General features: G+C 45.9%; 17 protein-coding genes. 14 read left to right on the forward strand and 3 right to left on the reverse strand.

The features are described 5' to 3' along the window. Positions 1–27: 27 nt before the first annotated feature. Positions 28–1,071 (reverse strand): ABC transporter permease subunit, encoded by a 1,044-nt coding sequence (locus tag L1076_RS20440; protein ID WP_038870110.1) that lies wholly within the window; start codon positions 1,069–1,071, stop codon positions 28–30. A gap of 1 nt (position 1,072) precedes the next feature. After that, positions 1,073–2,098, reverse strand: coding sequence for an ABC transporter permease subunit (locus tag L1076_RS20445; protein ID WP_005434432.1), 1,026 nt, complete (start codon positions 2,096–2,098; stop codon positions 1,073–1,075). Positions 2,099–2,918: 820 nt separating this feature from the next. Between L1076_RS20445 and L1076_RS20450 the strand changes: the two genes are divergently transcribed. From L1076_RS20450 to L1076_RS20515, 14 genes are all read left to right on the forward strand, one after another. Next, on the forward strand, positions 2,919–5,522 hold the full coding sequence (locus tag L1076_RS20450; protein WP_045399414.1) for a TonB-dependent receptor: 2,604 nt from the start codon (positions 2,919–2,921) through the stop codon (positions 5,520–5,522). A gap of 74 nt (positions 5,523–5,596) precedes the next feature. Continuing rightward, on the forward strand, positions 5,597–6,361 hold the full coding sequence (locus L1076_RS20455) for a DUF3450 domain-containing protein (RefSeq protein ID WP_045399416.1): 765 nt from the start codon (positions 5,597–5,599) through the stop codon (positions 6,359–6,361). 3 nt (positions 6,362–6,364) lie between these two features. After that, positions 6,365–7,726 carry a MotA/TolQ/ExbB proton channel family protein gene (locus tag L1076_RS20460; protein WP_038870104.1) on the forward strand — a complete coding sequence of 454 codons (1,362 nt, stop codon included), beginning with the start codon at positions 6,365–6,367 and terminating at the stop codon, positions 7,724–7,726. Between the two features lie 9 nt (positions 7,727–7,735). After that, positions 7,736–8,263: a MotA/TolQ/ExbB proton channel family protein gene (locus tag L1076_RS20465; RefSeq protein ID WP_038870102.1), complete on the forward strand. Its 528-nt coding sequence runs from the start codon at positions 7,736–7,738 to the stop codon at positions 8,261–8,263. 25 nt (positions 8,264–8,288) lie between these two features. Then, positions 8,289–8,696: a biopolymer transporter ExbD gene (locus L1076_RS20470; protein ID WP_005430119.1), complete on the forward strand. Its 408-nt coding sequence runs from the start codon at positions 8,289–8,291 to the stop codon at positions 8,694–8,696. A 4-nt stretch (positions 8,697–8,700) separates the two neighbouring features. Beyond that, positions 8,701–9,333 (forward strand): energy transducer TonB, encoded by a 633-nt coding sequence (locus tag L1076_RS20475; RefSeq protein WP_005529132.1) that lies wholly within the window; start codon positions 8,701–8,703, stop codon positions 9,331–9,333. An 11-nt stretch (positions 9,334–9,344) separates the two neighbouring features. Then, positions 9,345–10,559: a hypothetical protein gene (locus L1076_RS20480; protein ID WP_045409296.1), complete on the forward strand. Its 1,215-nt coding sequence runs from the start codon at positions 9,345–9,347 to the stop codon at positions 10,557–10,559. 363 nt (positions 10,560–10,922) lie between these two features. Beyond that, on the forward strand, positions 10,923–11,546 hold the full coding sequence (gmk, locus tag L1076_RS20485) for a guanylate kinase (protein WP_038870100.1): 624 nt from the start codon (positions 10,923–10,925) through the stop codon (positions 11,544–11,546). Between the two features lie 163 nt (positions 11,547–11,709). Further along, positions 11,710–11,982 carry a DNA-directed RNA polymerase subunit omega gene (gene rpoZ, locus L1076_RS20490; RefSeq protein ID WP_005379346.1) on the forward strand — a complete coding sequence of 91 codons (273 nt, stop codon included), beginning with the start codon at positions 11,710–11,712 and terminating at the stop codon, positions 11,980–11,982. 39 nt (positions 11,983–12,021) lie between these two features. Further along, positions 12,022–14,142: a bifunctional GTP diphosphokinase/guanosine-3',5'-bis pyrophosphate 3'-pyrophosphohydrolase gene (spoT, locus tag L1076_RS20495; protein ID WP_038870099.1), complete on the forward strand. Its 2,121-nt coding sequence runs from the start codon at positions 12,022–12,024 to the stop codon at positions 14,140–14,142. A gap of 52 nt (positions 14,143–14,194) precedes the next feature. Then, positions 14,195–14,878, forward strand: coding sequence for a tRNA (guanosine(18)-2'-O)-methyltransferase TrmH (gene trmH, locus L1076_RS20500; RefSeq protein WP_237304376.1), 684 nt, complete (start codon positions 14,195–14,197; stop codon positions 14,876–14,878). Between the two features lie 212 nt (positions 14,879–15,090). After that, on the forward strand, positions 15,091–17,172 hold the full coding sequence (gene recG, locus L1076_RS20505; protein WP_039975903.1) for an ATP-dependent DNA helicase RecG: 2,082 nt from the start codon (positions 15,091–15,093) through the stop codon (positions 17,170–17,172). A gap of 233 nt (positions 17,173–17,405) precedes the next feature. Further along, positions 17,406–19,391, forward strand: coding sequence for a S9 family peptidase (locus L1076_RS20510; RefSeq protein ID WP_045409290.1), 1,986 nt, complete (start codon positions 17,406–17,408; stop codon positions 19,389–19,391). Positions 19,392–19,643: 252 nt separating this feature from the next. Beyond that, complete coding sequence (locus L1076_RS20515; protein ID WP_039985618.1) at positions 19,644–21,035, forward strand: uracil-xanthine permease family protein; 1,392 nt, start codon at positions 19,644–19,646, stop codon at positions 21,033–21,035. Positions 21,036–21,112: 77 nt separating this feature from the next. Here L1076_RS20515 and envZ read toward each other — a convergent pair whose 3' ends face one another. Further along, positions 21,113–22,405 (reverse strand): two-component system sensor histidine kinase EnvZ, encoded by a 1,293-nt coding sequence (gene envZ / locus L1076_RS20520; RefSeq protein WP_045409286.1) that lies wholly within the window; start codon positions 22,403–22,405, stop codon positions 21,113–21,115. Positions 22,406–22,505: the final 100 nt, after the last annotated feature.

The following is a 22,505-nucleotide window of genomic DNA, read 5'->3' on the forward strand; positions in this document are numbered from 1 at the left end:
TTTTTATGTTTTGCTCACAATGCTTACTTAAACGTAGCGCGTGAATTTTTTCGGGTCGAATGCAGCTCGGATAGCTTCACCAATAAAGGTCACCATCACTAGCACCAGTACGATAGAGCTAACAACAGAAGCAACGATCCATGGCGAGTCTAGGTTCGACTTACCTTGTTGCAATAACTCACCCCAACTTGGTGTCGGAGGCATCAGGCCAAGGCCTAGGTAATCTAGTGCTGTCAGTGCAGTGATGTTCGCTGCGATAGTAAATGGTGCCAGCGTCACAATCATTACCATGGTATTTGGCAGGATGTGGTTGAACAGGATACGGCCGGTTGACGCACCTAATGCACGTGCTGCCATTACGTATTCACGAGCCGACTCTTTATAGGTCATGGTACGCATGTACCAAGTCATCCCCATCCACCCAAAGAGTACGTTAATACCGACGAACAGAGTAAAGGTTGGTTGCACTATCGAGACGAGGATCATGATGACGTACAAAAACGGAACCATTGACCAGACCTCGATCAAACGCTGAACAAATAAGTCAAATTTTCCGCCCCAGAAGCCCATCGCACAACCCACGGCAGTACCAATCGCATACGAGATGGCCATGGTTAGCAACGCAAAGCCCATTGCCGTTCGAAAGCCATAAACCAATCGAGCTAAAATGTCTCGGCCAATCACATCAGTGCCTAGGTAGTGCTTATCTTCCGCGCTTGGCGCTGTCGGTGGGAAATCACCACTAAAGTCTTGCTCGTATGGGTTCCAAGGTACAATAGGTAATACAACGAAGTTATCGCCACCTTCTAATTCGAATACCTTTTGTAGCTCTCGGTAGTCTGCTTCACTAGAAGAAGCTTGGCCAAACTCAGAACCCAAGCGGACATCACTGACGACAGGAAAGTAAAAACTACCATCGTACTTAACGACCAGAGCCTTACTATTGATCAACAGCTCCGAAAACAATGAAAGGATCAGCATGGTTGATAAGATCAAAAATGACCAATAACCGCGTTTGATTTCTTTAAAGTGACGGAACTTCTTTTGAGTTAATGGGCTAACTTTAATCATATTACGCTCCAAACTTCACACGTGGGTCGACTAAAGCAACACAGATATCCGAAATGATATTACCGATCAGTAGCAATACCGCGTTGATAGCTACGATGCCCATAACTACAGGATAATCGCGCTCCATGATGGACTCATAACCAAGCAGGCCAATGCCATCAATGTTGAAAATTACTTCAATAAGGAATGCACCTGTCATAAAGAACAACAATGAATTACCAAAGTGAGAGGCGATTGGAATCAAACTATTGCGCAGCGCGTGCTTGCGTACTGCTTTCTTAAATGGCAAACCTTTTGCAATCGCAGTACGAATGTAATCGGATGACAAGTTTTCCATCAGGTTATTTTTCATTGTCATCGTTAGCGTTGCGAAGTCACCAATCAGGTAACAGATTAGAGGCAGTACCGCATGCCACATGATGTCTTTTGCGCGCTCAAAGAAGGTTTCATAGTCATCAAAGTCGTCTCCGACAAAGCCTCCCATCGGGAACCACTCTAGGTGATAACTGAACAAGGTGATAAGTAGGACACCAACCACGTATCCGGGTAGTGCGTACCCGACAAAGATGAGAATAGAAGAAGCGGAATCAAATACGGAGCCGTGTTTAAGCGCTTTATAATAGCCGAGCGGAATCGAAATAAAATAACTGATAAAAAAGGTCATTCCGCCATAAAACAAAGAAACAGGTAAGCGCTCTGCAATCATGTCAGACACAGGTTCGTAATAACGAGTAGATTCACCTAAATCAAGCGTCACCAAGCGACTCAACCACTCAACATAGGCTTCCATCACTGGTTTATCTAAGCCATAAAACGCATTCAGCTCAGCGATTTGATCATCGGAGAGAGCGGTATTACCGCCAGCAGATGTCATTGACGCGGCGCCATCACCTTGCGCTTGCATTTGAGAAAGCATGCGCTCAACCGGACCACCAGGTACGAATCGCGTGATAGCAAAGATAAGAATGGTAATCCCGAGAAACGTTGGGATAACCAACGCCAAACGGCGTAAAAAGTACGACAGCATATACAACTTGCTCCTTGTCTACTGTCCATTATTAGGCGGAATTGGAGAGGAGGAATCCGGCCCAAAATGGTGCATCTCTATCCCGTAGTAACTAAAGCTGTTGAAACACACTCCCTGAATTTCAAAAGCCAGTTTTTTCCACTACTGCAATAATTTCAGCGTCATATTTATCTTGAATCCACTGAAGCTTCAAGTGTTTGAACCCAAAACATGACAAACTTCCCTCGAGGTCGAAAAATAGAAATGTTTTTGTAAAAAATTATAAAAAACCACAAAACCAATTCATACAGAATATCAATCTGGGCACTTTAGAGCCAAAACCCTATATAAACATGCATATATAGAGAATAATTAGACGAAAACGCCCATTACTATTTGACCCTGAAATACGAGTGAGCCCTTTTATAATGGTGGGTATCATATTCTGATACCACCCCTTGCGATCGAGTTAACATAGAGACCATTCCATAAAAAAACCAAATCAGAATAATTCTCTAGATAAGCACCCATTTTCAGTACCAATCGCCTAGTTAAAAACCAAAGGCCACATAAGTCATTAGTCTTTACAAGAAACACAAAATACGGTGTTTTATTAATATTTGATCTCGCCCACCCTTCCTAACACAGCCATTTATTCTGTGATTTACATCACTTTTGGAATTTTACATCTTTTTTACATTTCCTTATCTCTGTTTACCACTGGTTTGACTTCCTTTTTTCACCTCAGGTATACATGTGGCAAGCGTTAACGAAATCTTAACGTCACAATTGGTCTTTAAGTGACCATACATAGGAAATAATAATAATCGGAGCAACAAGGATGTATAAAAACACAACCGCTTTATCTGTTGCGATCAGCCTTGCACTGGGAACGGCGGCGGCAGTGGCCCCACTAGCAGCACAGGCAGAAGAGCAGCAAGTTGAAAAACTTCAAAAGATGAAAGTTACTGGTTCACGTTTAACACGTGCGTCTATGGAAGGAAGCACTCCAGTAGCAGTAATCGGCCGTGCAGAAATTGAACGTGCCGGTGATATCTCCATCGCTGATGTACTACGTAAATCTTCATTCAACTCTTTCGGTTCATACAGTGAAAGTTCAGGTAGCTCGTGGCAGAGCCAAGCAACAATGTCGCTACGTGGCCTAGGTGCTTCACGAACACTTGTTCTTATTAACGGTAAGCGTCTACCTGGTTCTGCAACCATGGGTGGCGGCGCAGCAAACTTAAACGTGATTCCTGCAGCTATCGTTGAGCGTGTAGAAGTTATGGCCGACGGCGGTTCTGCCGTGTACGGTTCAGATGCTGTTGCAGGTGTTGTAAACGTAATTCTAAAAGATGAGTTCGACGGCATTAACGTAACCGTTGGTGGCGGCATTCCTTCGCAAGAAGGCGGTGATGAACAGAACTTCTCTATCGTAACGGGTACTTCTGGTGAAAAAGGTAATATTTACTTTTCGTTTGAACATGATTCGAAAGGTGAGATTTACCAAAGAGACCGTGATTACTTGAGCTCAAAGAATACTGGTTCAGATAACTACTTTGATATGTCTGGCGTAAGTATTTACGGCCGTAACGTATATCATGATGGCAAACTAAAGCCTCTGAACGGTTATGACACTGATGCGAAGTGTGACTCATCTAAAGGCTTCGTGGGTGTTACTGAATACCCTGGTCTTGGCCCTATGTGTGGTTACGACTACACCTCAGAGGCAGCTCAAACCGCTTCTCTTGAACGAAATACAGTTTTTGTAAATGGTAATATTTTCCTATCAGATACAACGACCTTTAACGCACAAATGCTTTTAAGCCGTAACGAAAGTTTCGGTCGTTTTGCCCCAGCGGCAGGTTACTTTGAAGTTGATCCATCAACGTCAGGCGGCGCTGATTTCTTTACAGAAAACGGCTTAGACCCATCTAAGGGCCCGGCAAGTGTTTACTACCGTTTCACGAACGTAGGTACGCGTGACACAAACGTTACGGATTTCCAAGCGGATATGAAAGCAGGCCTAGACGGCTCTTTCTATACTGACGGGTTCGGTGAGGTAATTTGGGAAACTGGCTACCACCTAAACTACTCAAACAGTAACGAGCGCGGTACTGGTTATGTTCTACGTTCACCTGCAGAAGCACTTGCTAACTCTGGTGAATTCGTAGATGGCGAATTTAGTGCTGATGCGACTAAAGATTTGGCCGCGACAACTGCACGTGAATCGCAAATGGAAATGCACCAGATCAATGGTGGTTTACAGTTCGACCTAGCAGATATCGGTGATGTAACCATTCCACTATACATTGGTGCTGAAGCAACAACGTATGACTACTTTGACCAATACGATTCACAAAGTGAAGCAGGTAATATCATTGGTAGCGCTGGTAACTCAGCGGCTGGTGATCGCCAAACATACGCTCTCTTTGCAGAATCCTTGATCGCTTTCACTGATGAGCTAGAGATGAACGTAGCGTTACGCTACGACCACTACAGCGATTTTGGTAGTGCCGTTTCACCAAAAGCATCATTCCGTTACCAACCACTTGATAACTTAATGTTCCGAGCTGGTGCAGGTATGGGCTTCCGCGCTCCTTCTTTAAGCAACCTTTACGGTGCGGATAGCGAATCAAATGATTTCGCAAAAGACTATGTTTACTGTGAAGACCAAGGCATCTCTGACGCAGATTGTCCTGAGAAACAGTACACAACAACGCGTACATCAAATGAAGATCTAGATGCTGAGACATCAACGTCATTTAACTTCGGCGTAAGCTACTCGCCAATCGAAGATCTAGCGTTAACTGCGGATTACTACAACATCCGTATTGAAGATACGATCGTGATGAACACACTACAGAGTATGATTGACCAAGAGCGTAGCAGCGGTCAACCAAACTCAAACATCACTCGTGATTCAGCAGGCAGCATCACACACGCAACGGTTCCACTATCAAACATCGGCGACCTTGAAACATCAGGCATCGACTTAAAAGTGAACTACTTGTATGACTTCGATGTAGCGACTGTACGTTACGACTTTGGTGGTACTTACGTACTAGATTACAGCAGCCCTGAGTACGTAGATGGTCCAACAAACAACAAAGTAGGCCGCAACGGTCTTCCTGAGTACCGTTTCCAAACGGGTGTTGGCTTCAATGTCTTGAGTGACCACGATATTTACCTATCGGCTGATCACATTGCCTCTCAAGCACAAGACGTAGATAAGAACTACAACAAGACCGGCAAGATCCCAAGCTACACAACGTTCAACGTAGCCTACAACTACATGGCACCTTGGGATGCAAAACTAACAGCAGGTGTACGTAACCTAACTGACGAAGATCCAGCATTTGAAGCAGATGGAGTTACATACAACGATGAACTGTACAGCATTCAAGGCCGTGTATTCTTCGTTAACTACTCTCAAAACTTTTAATTAAAAACTTTGGCGCAGGAACTTTTCCTGCGCCCTATTCGACTGACTTTTTACACACTGACAAGGATGCAACTATGACGTTAAAGGAATTTGGCGTAAGTGCAGTTACTGCCGCGATTTTAACGGTAAGTGGAGCAGCAGTAGCTGCGGACTCCGGTACCGTTGTCGCTAACCAAGCAAAGACAACGAAGTCTTCTCAGGCTTCACAACAAAAAATTGATAACTATGCTGAAAGCGCTGAAAGCATGCTGGCTGAATACAAAGGCCTACTGCGTCAAATCGACAGCATGAAAATCTACAACGAGCAAATCAATCGTATGGTTCAATCGCAGCAAGGCGAATTGGATTCATTAAACAGCCAGATTGCTCAAATCGATCAAACCGCGACTGAGGTTGTACCTCTTACATTAAAAATGATCGACGCTCTTGATGAGTTCGTTGTGCTTGATCTCCCTTTCCAAAAAGAAGAACGCGCTAAGCGCGTTAACGAATTGCGTGACCTGATGGATCGTGCAGACGTAACAACTTCTGAGAAATTCCGTAAAGTGATGGAAGCGTACCAAATTGAAGAAGGCTTCTCTCGCTCAATCGAATCTTACAAAGCTAGCCTAGAGCGTAACGGTGAGACCGTGACTTACGACTTCCTACGTATTGGTCGTACTGCGCTTCTATTCCAATCTCCGGATGGCGGTGAAACAGGTATGTGGAATCAACAAACCCGTCAATGGGAATCACTACCAGAAAACTACCGTATCGCTGTACAGCAAGGCCTTCGTATCGCTAAGAAACAAGCGCCACCAGCGCTGATCAAACTGCCTGTATTTGCTGGGGAGGAATAAGAAATGAAAGGATTCAAAACTCTAGCCGCTGGTTTGCTAGCGAGCTTATTCATGATTTCCGGTGCGCAAGCTGAAGCACCTAAGAACTTATCTGAGCTACTGAAAAACGTAAAATCAGAAAGTATCGTTGAATCAAAAGAGAACAAGGCTCGTGAAGCTGAGTTCAAAAACAACCGTGACCAACAAGCTGCACTTCTTGAAAAAGCACGTGCAGAACTTGCAGCACAGCAAGCTCTTGGTGACGAATTAAAAGCAACATTTGATGAAAACGACAAACAGCTAACTGACCTAACAGAAACACTGCGTGTTCGTTCAGGTACGTTAGGTGAAATGTTTGGTGTGGTTCGTCAGTATGCAGGTGAATTTAAAGGCCTATTTGCCGCTTCACAAAATGCTGTTCTTTTCCCAGAGCGTGACGCGCTTCTTACGAAACTAGCAGAAAGTAAGGAACTTCCATCAACGCAAGAACTTGAAGCATTTTGGCACACGATCCTACAACAGGTAGTGGCATCAGGCGAGACAACAACAGCACAAGCAACGGTTGTATACGGTGAAGGTAAAGAAGCGGTACGTGACGTCACTCTTGTCGGTGAGTTTAACGCAATCGCAGATGGTAAGTACGTTACTTACGTACCTCAAACCGCTAAGTTTGAAGAACTATCACGCCAACCACGCAAAAACATTACTGGCCTAGTTGGTGGTTTTGAAGCAGCAGAAGGCACATACGAACCTTTGTTTATCGACCCATCTCGTGGTGTGATTCTGTCTCTACTCGTACAAAGCCCTACTGTTCAGGAGCGTATTGATCAAGGTGGTATCGTTGGTTACGTCATCCTAGGCATGGGTGCTATCGGTGCACTTATCGCGCTTATCTGTTACCTACGCCTATTGGTTATCGGCGGCAAAATGCGTAAGCAAGCGAAATCAGACACTGTTATTCCAGGTAACCCTCTGGGTGAAGTAATCCAAGCTTACCAAGATCACAAAGGTGACAACCTTGAGGATCTTGAAGCGAAGCTGGATGAAATCATCCTACGCAACGCACCGAGCATTGAACGCTTTATCAGTTCAATCAAGCTGTTTGCTTCGGTAGCTCCTCTTCTGGGTCTACTAGGTACCGTTATGGGTATGATCGGTACATTCCAAGCAATCACACTATTTGGTACAGGTGATCCGAAGCTAATGGCTGGCGGTATCTCAGAAGCACTTGTTACTACGATGCTTGGTCTAGTTGTCGCAATTCCTCTACTGTTCCTGTACACCATCGTACACAGTAAAGGTCGCCGTTTGGTTCAAACTCTTGAAGAACAGAGTGCAGGCTTCATCGCTCGCTATCAGGAAAAACTGCATAAAGCCGAAAGCTAAGGAGGCATTATGTGGTGGTTAGTTGGAGAACTTGAATCAATTAGGCGCTTCTTGGGAATGGGTGGCGATGTACTTGTCGCCATCTTTATCCTCAGCTTTATGTTATGGGCAGTCTTGTTAGAACGTTGGTTTTACTTCGCTGCTGTCGCTCCCAAAGCAATGAAAAAAGCGGTGAGCTTTTGGGAAGAGCGTTCAGAACATAAAAGCTGGAACGCAAAGATGATCCGACAAGAAATGGTTTCTCGTCAGGATATTGAGAATAGAAAGGGACTGCCAATCGTTAAAGTACTGATTGCACTTTGTCCCCTACTTGGTCTGCTCGGCACTGTTGTCGGTATGATTCAAGTATTCGACATCTTAGCGGTAACAGGAACAGGAAGCCCCCGAGCAATGGCCTCGGGGATCTCAAAGGCAACAATCCCAACATTAGCGGGAATGGTGGCTTCTCTATCAGGACTTTTCTTTAGTACTCGTCTTGATCATTTAGCCAAAGTCACCACGCAGAAGCTTGAAGACAAGCTGAAGCACATTGCCTGAGTAAACGGAATTAGAGGTATAGGTCATGAAGAGACGCTATAGCAATGACAGCAGCGACGAGGCTGCTATCGATATGACTCCGATGCTAGACATCGTATTCATCATGTTGATCTTCTTTATCGTAACAACATCGTTTGTTAAGGAAGCAGGTCTAGAAGTAAATCGTCCTACGGCAAGTTCAGCGCAAACCGTGAAGAAAGGTAACATCATGGTTGCTATCGGTGCAGCAGGCGATGTGTGGGTAGATAAGCGTCGTATTGAAGTCGATGCGGTTCGTGCCAACATCGAGCGTCTACGTGCTGAAAGCCCAGACGGTGCGGTTGTAATCCAAGCGGATACAGAAGCAAATGCTGGCGTAGTCGTGAAGGTGATGGACCAGATTAAGATGGCAGGTGTTGAAAGCATCTCCATTGCCGCAACCAATAAGGATTAAGCCTATGCGGTATCTGGCCTCAATTGCACTGGCGCTCATTGTCTCCCTTGGATTGTTCTGGGGGATGGACAAGCTAGTAAACAAAGAGCGCCACGAGCTAGTGTCGAATGATGATCTCCGTATGGTGGAATTCATTCGCATTAAACCGGACGAAAAAATACAGGAGAAAAAGCGCGAACTCCCGAAACCACCACCACCGAAGCGCCCGCCGCCGCCACCTGAAATGAAGGTAACAGCAACGGTCAAACCGGTGATGGATCAAATCCCAATGGATATGCCGAAACTCGACCTACCAGTGAACGTTACAGGTGGTTCAGTACTCGGTCACTACTCGCAAGGTGGTGGCGCTCAACTGGCTGGAAGCGGAGGCCCAGTTCCTCTTGCAACATTCCAACCTCAAATGCCACGTAAAGCGGCACGAGCTGGGATTGAGAAAGGTATCGTTTTAGTAGAGTTTACTGTTAACGAGCGTGGCAGTGTTCAAGATGTCAAAGTCTTAAAAGAAACACCACGTAAGTTAGGCTTGGGTAAAGCAGCAAGAAAAACCGTATCAAAGTGGACCTTTAAACCAAAAATGGTTGATGGAAAGCCGGTAACTTCGCGCTTATCGCAAGAAATCGAGTTCTCTACTAACTAAGGAGTCGCAACATGAAAACATATACAAAATTGTTAGCTTCTCTATTGGTTATTGCAGGTGCGTACAGCGCACCTGCCCTAGCAAAAACACCAGAGTTGTCTGACAGAACGTTTCGAACGGTCAATAAAGTTCAAGAACTTATCGCTGAAGAAAATTATTCCAAAGCGATATCAAAGATTAATTCAGCGCTGGAAAGCTCTGGCAAGAAGCAATATGACAAAGCTGTTTTGCTACAACAAATGGGATTCCTCTATTCATTAAAAGATGACTACCCAAAGGCAGCGAAATACTTTGCTCAAGCTTTGAGTTTAGATGCTCTACCGGTACCCGTGGCGCAACAAGTGCGTTACAGCTTAGCTCAGCTTTATCTAGCGGAAGGCCAATTTAAAAAGTCTGTCGTGACGATGAAGGAGTGGTTCAAGATTGCTGAAACAACGGAAGAAAAGCCACAAGCACACGCTTACATCACATTAGCAAGTGCCTACATTCAGCTATCTGATTACAAGAATGCGATTCCGCCGACCAAAAAAGCCATCGCAATGAGTAAGAACCCTAGTGAGTCTTGGTATCAATTGTTGATGTCTGCACACTATGAATTGAAACAATTCAAAAGTGTTGCTGGTGTACTGAAAATTTTAACCACCAAGTACCCACAAAATAAGCGCTACTGGACTCAATTGTCTGGTATTTATATGGAGTTGAACCAAGAACGTAACGCCCTTTCGACTTTGGAAATGGCCCATAAGTTAGGCCTATTAGAAGAAGAGAAAGAGTATCTACGCTTAGTGAACTTCCAAGCTTATCAAGGTGTTCCTTTCCGTGCAGCTAAGACAATGCAAACATCGATGGATGAAGGCAAGGTCACACGTGATGCTAAAAACTTGGAGAAGTTGGCTTCTTTCTGGCAACAAGCACAGGAACTAGATAAGTCGATTGAGACTTATGTAGCGGCCTACAAGTTAGCGCCAAAAGCAAAAACGCAGATCAAGATTGCTCGTTTGATGATTCTCGACAAGCAGTACTCAGCAGCAACTAAGTTTGCTAAGAATGCCGCACCAGACGCCAAACGTGATGATAAAGGTGAGCTGAACTACATTCGAGGTATGGCGTACTTCGAATTAAATCAGCCAAGCAATGCATTAAAAGCAATGAAGAGTGCAGCGCAATCGCCTGATATGAAGCCTGTCGCTAGCCCTTGGATCAACTTCTTAGAGTCTCAAGGCTAACAGGCCACCAACACCTGTAAAGTAGTAACCAAAGTGGTTATGGTTGCTCCGAAAATTAAGTGTGAGTCAGTCGCACGCCTGGGGAAGTGAAAGCTTCCCCTTTTTTCGTTTCTGTATACAAAGATATGAATTTATACTGAGCCTCAAAGATCCAAAAGATCGGCTAGCCACCGCAAAGAGATCATGATACTCTTCGCCTCCATTTTTCTGGCGGGTTTATCACCAATCTCAAGCGGTTTGGTGAGAAAATCATCAACGTCAGTGCTATCGTTATACCAATTTCGCCAATAAGCGTTATTAGCATGACACAAGGTCGATACTCTTTCGGCATTCACTCAATCCAACCAAAAGTGGAACAGTACAATGGGCAAAGGTACTCTCTATATCGTATCGGCACCTAGCGGCGCAGGTAAATCTAGCTTGATCTCAGCAATGTTGGAACGCAACCCAACATACGCAATGAAAGTGTCTGTGTCTCATACTACTCGTAGCATGCGCCCTGGCGAAGAAAATGGTACGCACTACCACTTCGTAGCAAAAGAAGAGTTTGAAACTCTAATTGCTAAAGGCGACTTCCTAGAATATGCAGAAGTGTTCGGTAACTACTACGGCACATCACGCGTATGGATTGAAGAAACGCTAAATAAAGGCATCGACGTATTCCTAGACATCGATTGGCAAGGCGCACGCCAAATCCGTGAGCAAATGCCAGAAGCGAAAAGCATCTTTATCCTGCCACCATCAAATGGTGAGCTAGAGCGCCGTCTAAACACTCGTGGTCAAGACAGTGAAGAAGTAATCGCAAAACGCATGGCAGAAGCAAAGTCTGAAATCTCACACTACAACGAGTACGATTACGTAATCGTAAACGATGATTTCGACACTGCATTAATGGACTTTAAAGCCATTCTACGTGCGGAAAGATTGAAGGAAGAAAAGCAAGCTGCTAAATATAAAGGTATGCTTGATGCGCTTCTAGCAGAGTAATTCTGTTCGGAAACACAAATTTTCGCTTCTTTATTACGGTAAGGAAGCTTATATTGTTTATATAGAAAGTCATTGTTGTTGCACGTCTTATCGCTAGTAAATATTACGCTGAGACTGTATACTTTCTCGTCATTCAAAATTTAGTTAACTATTTGGAGTCCTCATGGCACGCGTAACTGTTCAAGACGCTGTTGAAAAAGTTGGCAACCGTTTCGACCTAGTACTGATTGCGGCTCGCCGCGCTCGTCAAATGCAAACTGGCGGTAAAGATGCACTAGTGCCAGAAGAGAACGATAAGCCAACGGTTATCGCTCTACGCGAAATCGAAGAAGGTTTAATTACTAAAGAAGTTCTAGACGCTCGTGAACGTCAAGAACAGCAAGAGCAAGAAGCGGCAGAGCTAGCGGCAGTAAGCAGCATCGCTCACAACCGTTAATTCTGACTTTAGAATTCAACAACCTCCCGGGCCTATAATTTGTATCTATTCGATAGCCTCAAAGACGTTGCCCAAGAATACCTAACAGAGCCTCAAATTGAGGCTCTGCGTCAATCTTATGTGGTAGCAAGAGATGCCCATGAAGGGCAAACCCGCTCAAGCGGTGAACCATACATCATCCACCCAGTCGCTGTGGCTCGAATCTTGGCCGAAATGCGCCTCGATATCGAAACCCTCCAAGCTGCTTTGCTGCATGACGTCATCGAAGACTGTGACGTTACAAAAGAAGATCTCGAAGAGAAATTCGGCAATACCGTCGCTGAGCTGGTTGATGGTGTATCTAAACTGGACAAACTCAAATTCCGCGATAGGAAAGAGGCTCAAGCCGAGAACTTCCGTAAGATGGTTCTGGCGATGGTGCAAGACATCCGCGTTATCCTGATCAAACTGGCCGACCGTACGCACAATATGCGCACGCTAGGTGCCCTGCGCCCTGACAAAAAACGCCGTATTGCTCGTGAAACACTGGAAATCTACGCGCCGCTGGCTCACCGACTTGGTATTCACAATATCAAAACGGAACTCGAGGAGCTTGGCTTCGAAGCGCTTTACCCTAACCGCTACCGCGTTCTAAAAGAAGTGGTGCGAGCGGCACGTGGTAATCGAAAAGAGATGATCCAACGTATTCACAGCGAAATTGAAGGCCGACTCGAAGATGTAGGCTTAAATGCGCGCGTGTTAGGTCGTGAAAAGAACCTGTTCTCCATCTACAACAAGATGAAAACCAAAGAACAGCGTTTCCACACCATCATGGATATCTACGCTTTCCGAGTGGTTGTTGATACTGCCGATACTTGTTATCGCGTCCTAGGCCAAGTACACAGCTTGTATAAGCCACGCCCTAGTCGCATGAAAGATTACATCGCAGTACCAAAAGCGAACGGCTACCAATCGCTACACACTTCTATGGTCGGCCCACACGGTGTACCAGTAGAAGTTCAGATCCGTACCGAAGATATGGATCAAATGGCGGATAAAGGTGTTGCAGCACACTGGTCATACAAAGACAAGGGCGACAAGTCTGGCACAACAGCGCAAGTGAAAGCTCAGCGTTGGATGCAAAGCCTACTTGAGCTACAGCAAAGTGCAGGTAACTCATTCGAATTCATTGAAAACGTAAAATCGGATCTGTTCCCAGACGAAATTTACGTCTTCACGCCAAAAGGTCGGATCGTTGAATTGCCGTTAGGTGCTACAGCGGTCGACTTTGCTTATGCAGTGCATACTGATGTTGGCAACTCTTGCGTTGGTACTCGTGTTGATCGCAACCCTTACCCATTGAGTAAGGCACTGAAGAACGGTCAGACGGTAGAAATCATCAGTGCACCAGGCGCTCGTCCAAACGCGGCTTGGTTAAACTATGTCGTGACATCGCGTGCCCGCACTAAGATTCGTCAAGTATTGAAAACCATGCGTCGCGAAGAGTCGATTACCTTGGGTCGTCGCCTTCTGAATCACGCCTTGGGTCGCCACTCGATTGACTCAATCTACCCAGAAAACATCCAAGAAGTGCTCACGGATCTACGTTTAGAAAGCGTTGATGATCTGCTTGCAGCAATTGGTTTGGGTGAATTGATGAGTATCGTCATCGCTCGTCGCCTACTAGGTGACACCGATGAGTTGACCACAACAAGTTCGATTCCAAACGAATCTAAAAAGAAACTGCCAATCCGTGGGGCTGAAGGCCTGCTACTGACTTTCGCAAATTGTTGTCACCCTATCCCAGATGACCACATTATCGCTCACGTATCGCCAGGTCGTGGTCTTGTGGTACACCGTGAAACGTGTCCAAACGTACGCGGTTATCAAAAAGAACCAGACAAATACATGGCTGTTGCTTGGTCTGAAGAGTACGACAAAGAATTCATCGCTGAACTGAAAGTCGATATGCTTAACAACCAAGGTGCGTTAGCGGAATTGACCAATGTGATTTCGAAAACCGGTTCGAACATTCACGGTCTCTCGACCGAAGAGCGCGACGGTCGCTTGTACACCGTTACCGTACTGCTAACCACCAAAGATCGTGTTCACCTTGCTGGCATCATGCGTAAAATTAAGACCATGCCACAGGCGACTCGAGTCAGACGAAGAAAGAACTAAACTTCATCGCCATCCAATCACTGGGTGGCGATTTTTTATATCCCTATTAATTATGAATTTAGAACGTTACAACCGCATTCATCAGGTGCTAAAAGCACGCCAAACCGACCTCACTCTGTGCCTTGAAGAAGTTCATAAGCCAAACAACGTATCCGCTGTGATCCGTACTGCTGACGCAACAGGCTTACACAAAGTTCATGCGATTTGGCCAGACAAAATGCGTACCCTCACTCACACCTCAGCAGGCGCACGTAACTGGGTAGAAGTAGATACTCACAATTCGATTGAAACCGCGATTACCGAGCTCAAAGCGCAAGGCATGCAGGTTTTGGTCACGAACCTTTCGGACACCGCGGTCGATTTTCGTGAAATCGACTACACCAAGCCAACGGCAATTATTCTGGGTAGCGAAAAAATCGGCGCTTCAGAGCAAGCGAAGAAACTCGCAGACCAAGATATCATTATTCCAATGATCGGTATGGTGCAGTCTCTGAATGTCTCAGTCGCCAGTGCTGTGATTCTTTATGAAGCGCAGCGTCAGCGTGAAGCCGCTGGCATGTACAAACGTGAAGAGAGCGCTCTACCAAAAGAAACCATCAACCGCATTTTGTTCGAACGTGGGCATCCCGTCTTAGCAAAGGTAGCGAAGCGCAAAGGGCTAGAATACCCACAACTTGATGACGAAGGCCAAATTGTGGCTGACGAATCATGGTGGAAAGAGATGCAGAAGAAATAAATAGACTCGAGAGGCGAGAACGCTTCGCTTCGGGATAACCTCATATCGTCAATCGATATGGCTCTTTCTCGCCTCACTGGTTAAGTTTGTTTCCGCGTTCTCGAATCTCGGAGCGTAAGCGTTCCCATATCCCTTTCTCTAACTTAATCCTGTACAAAAACACAGCTTAGTGGTTAACATACTGCTATGTTAACTATTTTCTTGAGCCCACTATGTCTGCCCAAATGTTATCTGCTGTTCCTTTAACTTCTCTGTCTGGAGTTGGCGCTAAAGTCGCAGAAAAACTCGCCAAAGTTGGCTTGCATAGCGTTCAAGATCTACTGTTTCATCTTCCTCTTCGTTACGAAGATCGCACTCGCATTTACCCAATCGCCAAACTGCATGCCGGACTTTGGGCGGCGGTACAGGGCAAAGTCATGGCTGTCGATACTACTTTCGGCAAACGCAAAATGCTGACGGTAAAAATCAGCGACGGCAATGGCACCATTACCCTACGCTTTTTTAACTTTACTGCCGCGATGAAGAACAATTTCTCGAACGGTAAGTTAGTACACGCTTACGGTGAAATTAAGCGTGGCGGTATGGGCTTAGAAATTGTCCACCCTGACTACAAGTTTTATGTAAGTGAACAAAAACCGGATGTGGAACAGAGCTTAACCCCCGTTTATCCAACCACCGATGGGTTGCGCCAAATCACTTTGCGTAACCTGACGGAACAAGCCTTATCACTCCTAGATAAAGCCGCAGTACAAGAGTTGCTACCTTCCGGTTTGTACGATCACCAGATCACCATGTCGCAAGCGCTGCATACGATTCATCGACCGCCTCCAACCATTAATTTGGATGAGTTTGATGAAGGTAAACACCCAGCTCAAATTCGTTTGATCATGGAAGAGTTACTGGCGCAGAACCTCTCTATGTTGGCAGTGCGCAGCAAAGGACAACAGGACGTTGCATTGCCTTTGCCGTCGTGTGACTCGCTGAAAAAGCAACTACTGGCTCAATTACCCTTCTCGCCGACCAATGCTCAAGCACGAGTCGTTAAAGAAATTGAAGCTGACTTAGAAAAAAACCACCCAATGATGCGCCTTGTTCAAGGTGACGTAGGCTCGGGGAAAACTTTAGTTGCAGCGCTTGCTGCCGTCAGAGCCATTGAACACGGCTATCAAGTCGCTTTAATGGCACCCACCGAACTGCTCGCCGAACAGCACGCGATTAACTTCGCTAATTGGTTCGAGAAAATGGGCATTCAGGTCGGTTGGCTTGCGGGTAAATTGAAAGGTAAAGCCAAAGAAGCCGAATTGGCGCGCATTGCCAGCGGTGAAGCGAAAATGGTAGTGGGCACTCATGCTCTTTTCCAAGAGCATGTTGAGTTTCATCATCTTTCTTTGGTCATTATTGATGAACAGCACCGCTTTGGTGTCCACCAGCGCTTAGAACTGCGAGAGAAAGGCGCGAAACAAGGCGCTTATCCACATCAGCTAATCATGACAGCAACGCCGATTCCGCGAACATTAGCCATGACTGCTTATGCCGACTTAGAAACGTCGGTGATTAATGAGCTACCGCCAGGTCGAACACCAATCCAGACCGTCGCGATTCCAGACACCAAACGCGATGATATCGTCGAACGAGTGCGCAATGCTTGCTTAAACGAAGGTAAACAAGCGTATTGGGTATGTACCTTAATTGATGAATCTGAAGTCTTGGAAGCTCAAGCTGCCGCTGATACCGCTGAAGAGCTGCAACGTAAACTGCCTGACGTAAAAATTGGTCTCGTGCACGGACGAATGAAGCCTGCTGAGAAGCAAGCGGTGATGCAGGATTTCAAAGACAACAAGCTGCATTTACTGGTTGCAACGACAGTGATTGAAGTTGGCGTGGACGTGCCCAATTCCAGCCTGATGATCATCGAGAACCCAGAGCGCTTGGGTTTAGCTCAGTTGCACCAGCTTAGAGGTCGTGTTGGTCGAGGTTCAGTGGCGAGCCATTGTGTGTTGCTGTATCACTCGCCACTATCAAAAACCGCCCAAAAACGTTTAGGCGTATTACGTGAAAGCAATGACGGCTTTGTGATTGCACAGAAAGACTTAGAGATTCGTGGACCGGGTGAGCTTCTTGGTACCAAACAAACTGGCTTGGCAGATTTTAAAATTGCCGACTTAGTGCGAGATCAGCGCTTAATTCCAGAAGTTCAACGCATTGCACGTTACATTCATGACAACTACCCAACGAATGCGACCGCAATTATTGACCGTTGGTTAGGCGAGCGTGACATTTATTCTAAGGCGTAAGCGCTTCTTTTCTCACCTACCCTCACTCCATTAATAAACCTCCTTACAGACACTGTTCTGTAAGGTTGACCTTACATACATTCATTCCGCCAATGAATCTCTCATTTAATAAAAACCAAGTCGACTTTATTCAATAATTACGACAAGTTAGAGCAAGCAAACGCTACATAAAGTTAATGATCCAACCGGATATAAAAACATCATAAATACACAATGTCATCAAGGATAGATGCATGAAAAAACGTACCTTGCTTGCGGTCACAGCAGCATTAGTTGGCTCTGTACACTCCGCCCCCATAGTAGCGCAAGATAAACAGAGCGCGATTCTTCAGTCGGCTGAGCTTTTTGCCAAAAGTTCGGCTTACTTTAATCCCAAAATATCACCAGATGGAAAGCATTTAGCCTTTGAGTCCAGTATCGATGGTAAAGATGCTTTGGTTATACTCGACAGTAAAACCATGCAGCCGAGCAGTGTGCTGCGCTTCTCAGGTAACGAGCAAGTGGGTGATTATTACTGGGTCAATAATGAACGTGTTGTCGCATCCAAAGAATATTTAAAGAGTTGGTCTACTACTCCTCTTTACTATGGTGAACTCGTCTCGGCCAATGTGGATGGAAACAAATACGCTTATATATTTGGTTATAACCCTCCTCAAACTAGCCGTCTAGTGCGAGCATCCTCTATCGTAAGGGCTTACGGTGATGTCCTAGATATTCTGCCTGACGACGACCGCCATATCTTAGTTTCTGCTCTTCCTCTCGGTGAATACAGTTTCAACTTAGAAGCGCCAAGAGAGGTGTACCGCGTCAACGTATACACCGGTAGGCGCTCAAAGATAACGACAGCACCCATCCCGTTTAGTCGGTTTCTCACCGACCATGATGGTGAAGTTCGCTTTGTTTCAGGCTTGAATAGCAATAACAAAGTCGAGCTTTATTATCGCGTCAACGACCAATGGAAAAGCTCCGATAAATTGGCGGCTTTAAAAAACTTCGAAGAGTTCTATCCCATCTCTTTTGCAGAGAATCAAGATTCCGTTTATGCCGCGATAAGTCAGTCAGGTGAGCCAAGAGCAATCCATCACCTCAACTTAAAAACCGGTAAAAGTACAAAAGTTGCTTCGGATGATACCGTCGATCCGAAGGAATATTGGTTAGATCCAGACTCAAAGCAACTTTACGCGGTCGAGTTTGAAAGTGATTACCCTACTTATGCCTTTGTTGATCCAAAAAACAAACGCAGCGAATACTTAAAGCAAATCCTCACTTCTCTGCCTGGTCATCAAGTTCGCCTAGTCAGTGAGACAGAAGCTGGTGACGCTTACGTCATCATGGCCTTTAACGATAGAAATCCTGGGGATTACTACTTATTTACCACAGAGCCAAAAGAAATCCGTTATCTGTTCTCGGCACGAGAGTGGTTAGACCCAGAGAAAATGGCCGAAGTGAAGCCTTTTGAGTTCACCAGTCGAGACGGGCAAATCATCTCTGGTTATCTGACATTGCCACCAAATACTGAAGCAAAAAATCTCCCTCTTATCGTCAATCCGCATGGCGGTCCTCATGGTCCACGAGATTGGTGGCGTTTTACCGAGGAGAATCAGTTTCTCGCTAACAATGGCTATGCTGTGATGCAAGTAAACTTCCGTGGCAGTGGTGGTTTCGGTAAGCAGTTTGAAGAGGCTGGCTATCGTAAATGGGGAACGAACATTCAATATGACATCATCGACGCCACCAAACACATTGTCGCAGAAGGCATTGCAGATAAAGAACGCATCTGTATTTCTGGCGGAAGCTTTGGCGGATACAGTGCATTGCAATCAGCTACCCTTGCACCTGAGTTGTTTCAGTGCGCCGTGGGCAGTGCCGGTGTTTATGACCTTGAGTTGATGTTCACCGAAGGTGATGTGCCCGATAGCCGCATGGGGTTAAGCTTTTTGAAAGAAGTACTGGGAACCGACCCTAAAGTCTGGAAAGCCATGTCTCCAACTCATAATGCAGACAAGTTGAAAGCTTCTATCCTTCTCGTGCATGGGGGAAAAGATCAACGTGCACCTATTGAACATTATGAGGCAATGGCTAAAGCACTCGACAAGCTCAACTACCCATACGAATCTTTTGTGTTAGACGATGAAGGACACGGCTTTTACAAAGATGAACACCGAGCTAAATATTACGCTCATGTGTTGGGCTTCTTCGATAAGCACTTAAAAAACTAACCTCCCAAAATAAAACCTTAAAGGCGATAACCATTCTGTTATCGCCTTTTCTTTTTAGCTCAAAGCAAACGTTTGCTTTTTGAATAAATCCCTCTATAATCGCGCTCAAAATTTATGGTGTGCACCTTGTCACATCAAACCAACCTGAGTTGACACTGATTAACAGCAATCACAGGTCATAACGTCAACTCCACCCAGCACTCCCATTCAGCGAGCTCTGGGGCAAGAATTATTGCGACTAGCGAGACAAAAATGACAACTTCAAACCGAACTTCGGAACTGGTCTATCAGTTAAACGATCGTCCACCACTACCGCAGACCATTTTTGCTGCACTTCAGCACTTATTGGCGATGTTCGTAGCCGTTATCACCCCTTCTCTGATCATTTGTCAGTCTTTGGGTGTGCCTGCTGACCAAACCAACACCATCATCAGCATGTCGCTGTTTGCATCTGGCGTGTCTTCCTTTATTCAAATTCGTACCTTTGGCCCTATCGGCTCAGGCTTGCTTTCAGTGCAAGGCACCAGCTTTAACTTCTTAGGTCCAATCATTGGTGCAGGTCTTTCTCTTAAAGCAGGTGGCGCAGATCTCAGCACTATGATGGCAGCGATCTTCGGTACTATCTTGGTAGCTTCTTTTGCTGAAATCCTGCTATCTCGCGTCCTAGAACACGCACGCCGCATCATTACGCCATTGGTGTCTGGCATTGTCGTGACGCTTATCGGCCTGACGCTTATCCAAGTGGGCTTAGTATCAATGGGTGGTGGCTACGCGGCGATGAGCGATGGCTCTTTCGGTAGCCTAGATAAACTAGCTCTCGCTGGTACAGTACTTGGCCTAATCGTAATTCTTAACCGTTCAAAGAACCCATACCTACGCGTTGCATCAATTGTAATTGCAATGTTGGTTGGCTACGTCATGGCGTACTTCATGGGCATGGTCGACACCTCAACACTGGGCGAAACTGACCTCATCGCACTGCCGATCCCAATGCAATACGGCTTAAGCTTCGACTGGTCGCTGTTTATTCCATTGGTTCTGATTTTCTTCATTACGGCACTAGAAGCGATTGGTGACATTACCGCAACGTCTGAAGTTTCTGGAGAGCCAGTGAAAGGCCCGGTTTATATGAAGCGCATCAAAGGCGGCGTATTAGCTGACGGCCTGAACTCAGCGATTGCAGCAGTATTCAACAGCTTCCCGAACTCTACCTTTAGCCAAAACAACGGCATCATAATGCTCACTGGCGTAGCAAGCCGTTACGTAGGTTACTTCATCTCAGGCATGCTGGTGATTCTGGGTCTGTTCCCGGGTGTGGCAAGCTTTGTTCAGCTGATTCCTGAGCCAGTACTGGGCGGCGCAACCATCGTGATGTTCGGCACCATTGCCGCAGCGGGCGTGCGCATTATCTCTCGTGTCGACCTCGATCGCCGCGCAATCCTAATTATGGCACTGTCATTCTCAATGGGTTTGGGCATTGCGCAAAAACCAGAAATTCTGCAATTCATGCCGGAGTTCATTAAGAGTATTTTCTCAACAGGCGTGGCGGCAGGCGGCATCACCGCTATCGTATTGAACCTACTGCTTCCTGAGAAATTGGAAGAGGAAGATGAGCTGGTTGCTCAAGAGGTAAAAGAATCCTAACCTTGCCTAGGATGATCGGGGAGCCCAACCTAGTCATAGGTTGGGCTTTTTTATTGGAATCGATTGAGCAAGAAAGCTTACTTGGTTGGGAAACTGATTTGTGCGCTTAACCCGCCTTCACTGCGGTTACGCACCACAACCGAACCAGAGTGTTGGCTGACGATACGTTTAACAATGGCTAGGCCCAATCCGGTCCCTTCACTGCCTCGTGCCGTGTCACCACGAGTAAAAGGTTCAAACAAGCGTGCGATTTGCGATTGCTCGATGCCCGGACCATTGTCTTCAACGCAAACCCACACCAACTGTTTGTCGGCGGTGACGCCCGTACTGATTTTCACCCAGCCATTACCATAACGCAGAGCATTAACCACAAGGTTACTCACCGCACGTTTAATTGCGATGGGGCTACCCTTAGCGGTTGGCATAGTAGGGTTGAGGTCAGTTTCGATTTCGACTTCATAACCCCCTTCCGACGTTGCTACATCGCTGGTAATGGTATTGATGTCCACCGGCTCAAACGACTCTTTATTTACTGGCTTGAGGTAGTCCATAAACTGACTGATGATCTCGTTACACTCTTCGGTATCACTGATGATGCCTTCGGCTAAGTAACTGTCTTCAGGTGACATCATTTCTGTCGCGAGGCGAATACGCGTCAGTGGCGTGCGTAAGTCGTGACTAATGCCTGCCATTAGTAGCGCACGATCTTCTTCCAGCTCTTGAATACCTTTCGACATCTGGTTGAATGCGCGAGTTACAGAGCGGATTTCTGAAGCACCTTTCTCTGGCAATGGCGGCGGAATTTCACCTCGACCTACTCCTTTCGCGGCTTTTTCTAACGCAATCAAAGGTCGGTTTTGCAAACGGATAAACAACCAGCCACCAGCAATGATAAGAAGCGCCATGATCAAGCTGTTACGGAACAGCGGAGCAAAATCTTCTTCTTGCAGTTCAGAGAGCGGAATACGAATGATGGAGTTCGGCAACTGATCGATGCGCATCCACAGAATGTAGCTCTCACTGCCAAGTAGCAAACGAACTTCCGTTGGTGAGCCAAGCTCTTGCGACATTTCTTCTGACATCAAGTCAATCGACATCGCATGATTGAACTCATTCATCATCTCGCTATCAACGCTATGTACTGTTACTCCAAGATTTTCTAGCAATTGGTGACGCAGAGGTGCATCAGACTTGAGTAAACCATCTTCATCAAGAACCAAATTCAATTCATGAGCGAGAATTTTGTTGAACTGTTGCAAACTTGGCATCAACGCGTAATTAAAAACGGCGTAGTAAGAAAAGACTTGGCTAGCGAGAAGCAAAGAAATGAACAGTAAAATGGATTGTGTAAATGAACTTCGGATTCGCATGGAGGATCCCTAATGGACTGTTCCTAGTGAACAACATTAATTGCGAGTTTCCAGCCCTCAAACAGGAAGGAGGTTTGAGGGTGGAATATGAGCTGCCGAG

The organism is Vibrio sp. MMG023 (genome assembly GCF_021654215.1).
Classification (GTDB): domain Bacteria; phylum Pseudomonadota; class Gammaproteobacteria; order Enterobacterales; family Vibrionaceae; genus Vibrio; species Vibrio jasicida.

Bases quoted from the DNA above. Each gene is read 5' to 3' on its own strand.
- L1076_RS20440 (WP_038870110.1), bottom strand. From the start codon at position 1,071: ATGATTAAAGTTAGCCCATTAACTCAAAAGAAGTTCCGTCACTTTAAA.
- L1076_RS20445 (WP_005434432.1), bottom strand. From the start codon at position 2,098: ATGCTGTCGTACTTTTTACGCCGTTTGGCGTTGGTTATCCCAACGTTT.
- L1076_RS20450 (WP_045399414.1), top strand. From the start codon at position 2,919: ATGTATAAAAACACAACCGCTTTATCTGTTGCGATCAGCCTTGCACTG.
- L1076_RS20455 (WP_045399416.1), top strand. From the start codon at position 5,597: ATGACGTTAAAGGAATTTGGCGTAAGTGCAGTTACTGCCGCGATTTTA.
- L1076_RS20460 (WP_038870104.1), top strand. From the start codon at position 6,365: ATGAAAGGATTCAAAACTCTAGCCGCTGGTTTGCTAGCGAGCTTATTC.
- L1076_RS20465 (WP_038870102.1), top strand. From the start codon at position 7,736: ATGTGGTGGTTAGTTGGAGAACTTGAATCAATTAGGCGCTTCTTGGGA.
- L1076_RS20470 (WP_005430119.1), top strand. From the start codon at position 8,289: ATGAAGAGACGCTATAGCAATGACAGCAGCGACGAGGCTGCTATCGAT.
- L1076_RS20475 (WP_005529132.1), top strand. From the start codon at position 8,701: ATGCGGTATCTGGCCTCAATTGCACTGGCGCTCATTGTCTCCCTTGGA.
- L1076_RS20480 (WP_045409296.1), top strand. From the start codon at position 9,345: ATGAAAACATATACAAAATTGTTAGCTTCTCTATTGGTTATTGCAGGT.
- gmk (WP_038870100.1), top strand. From the start codon at position 10,923: ATGGGCAAAGGTACTCTCTATATCGTATCGGCACCTAGCGGCGCAGGT.
- rpoZ (WP_005379346.1), top strand. From the start codon at position 11,710: ATGGCACGCGTAACTGTTCAAGACGCTGTTGAAAAAGTTGGCAACCGT.
- trmH (WP_237304376.1), top strand. From the start codon at position 14,195: ATGAATTTAGAACGTTACAACCGCATTCATCAGGTGCTAAAAGCACGC.
- recG (WP_039975903.1), top strand. From the start codon at position 15,091: ATGTCTGCCCAAATGTTATCTGCTGTTCCTTTAACTTCTCTGTCTGGA.
- L1076_RS20510 (WP_045409290.1), top strand. From the start codon at position 17,406: ATGAAAAAACGTACCTTGCTTGCGGTCACAGCAGCATTAGTTGGCTCT.
- L1076_RS20515 (WP_039985618.1), top strand. From the start codon at position 19,644: ATGACAACTTCAAACCGAACTTCGGAACTGGTCTATCAGTTAAACGAT.
- envZ (WP_045409286.1), bottom strand. From the start codon at position 22,405: ATGCGAATCCGAAGTTCATTTACACAATCCATTTTACTGTTCATTTCT.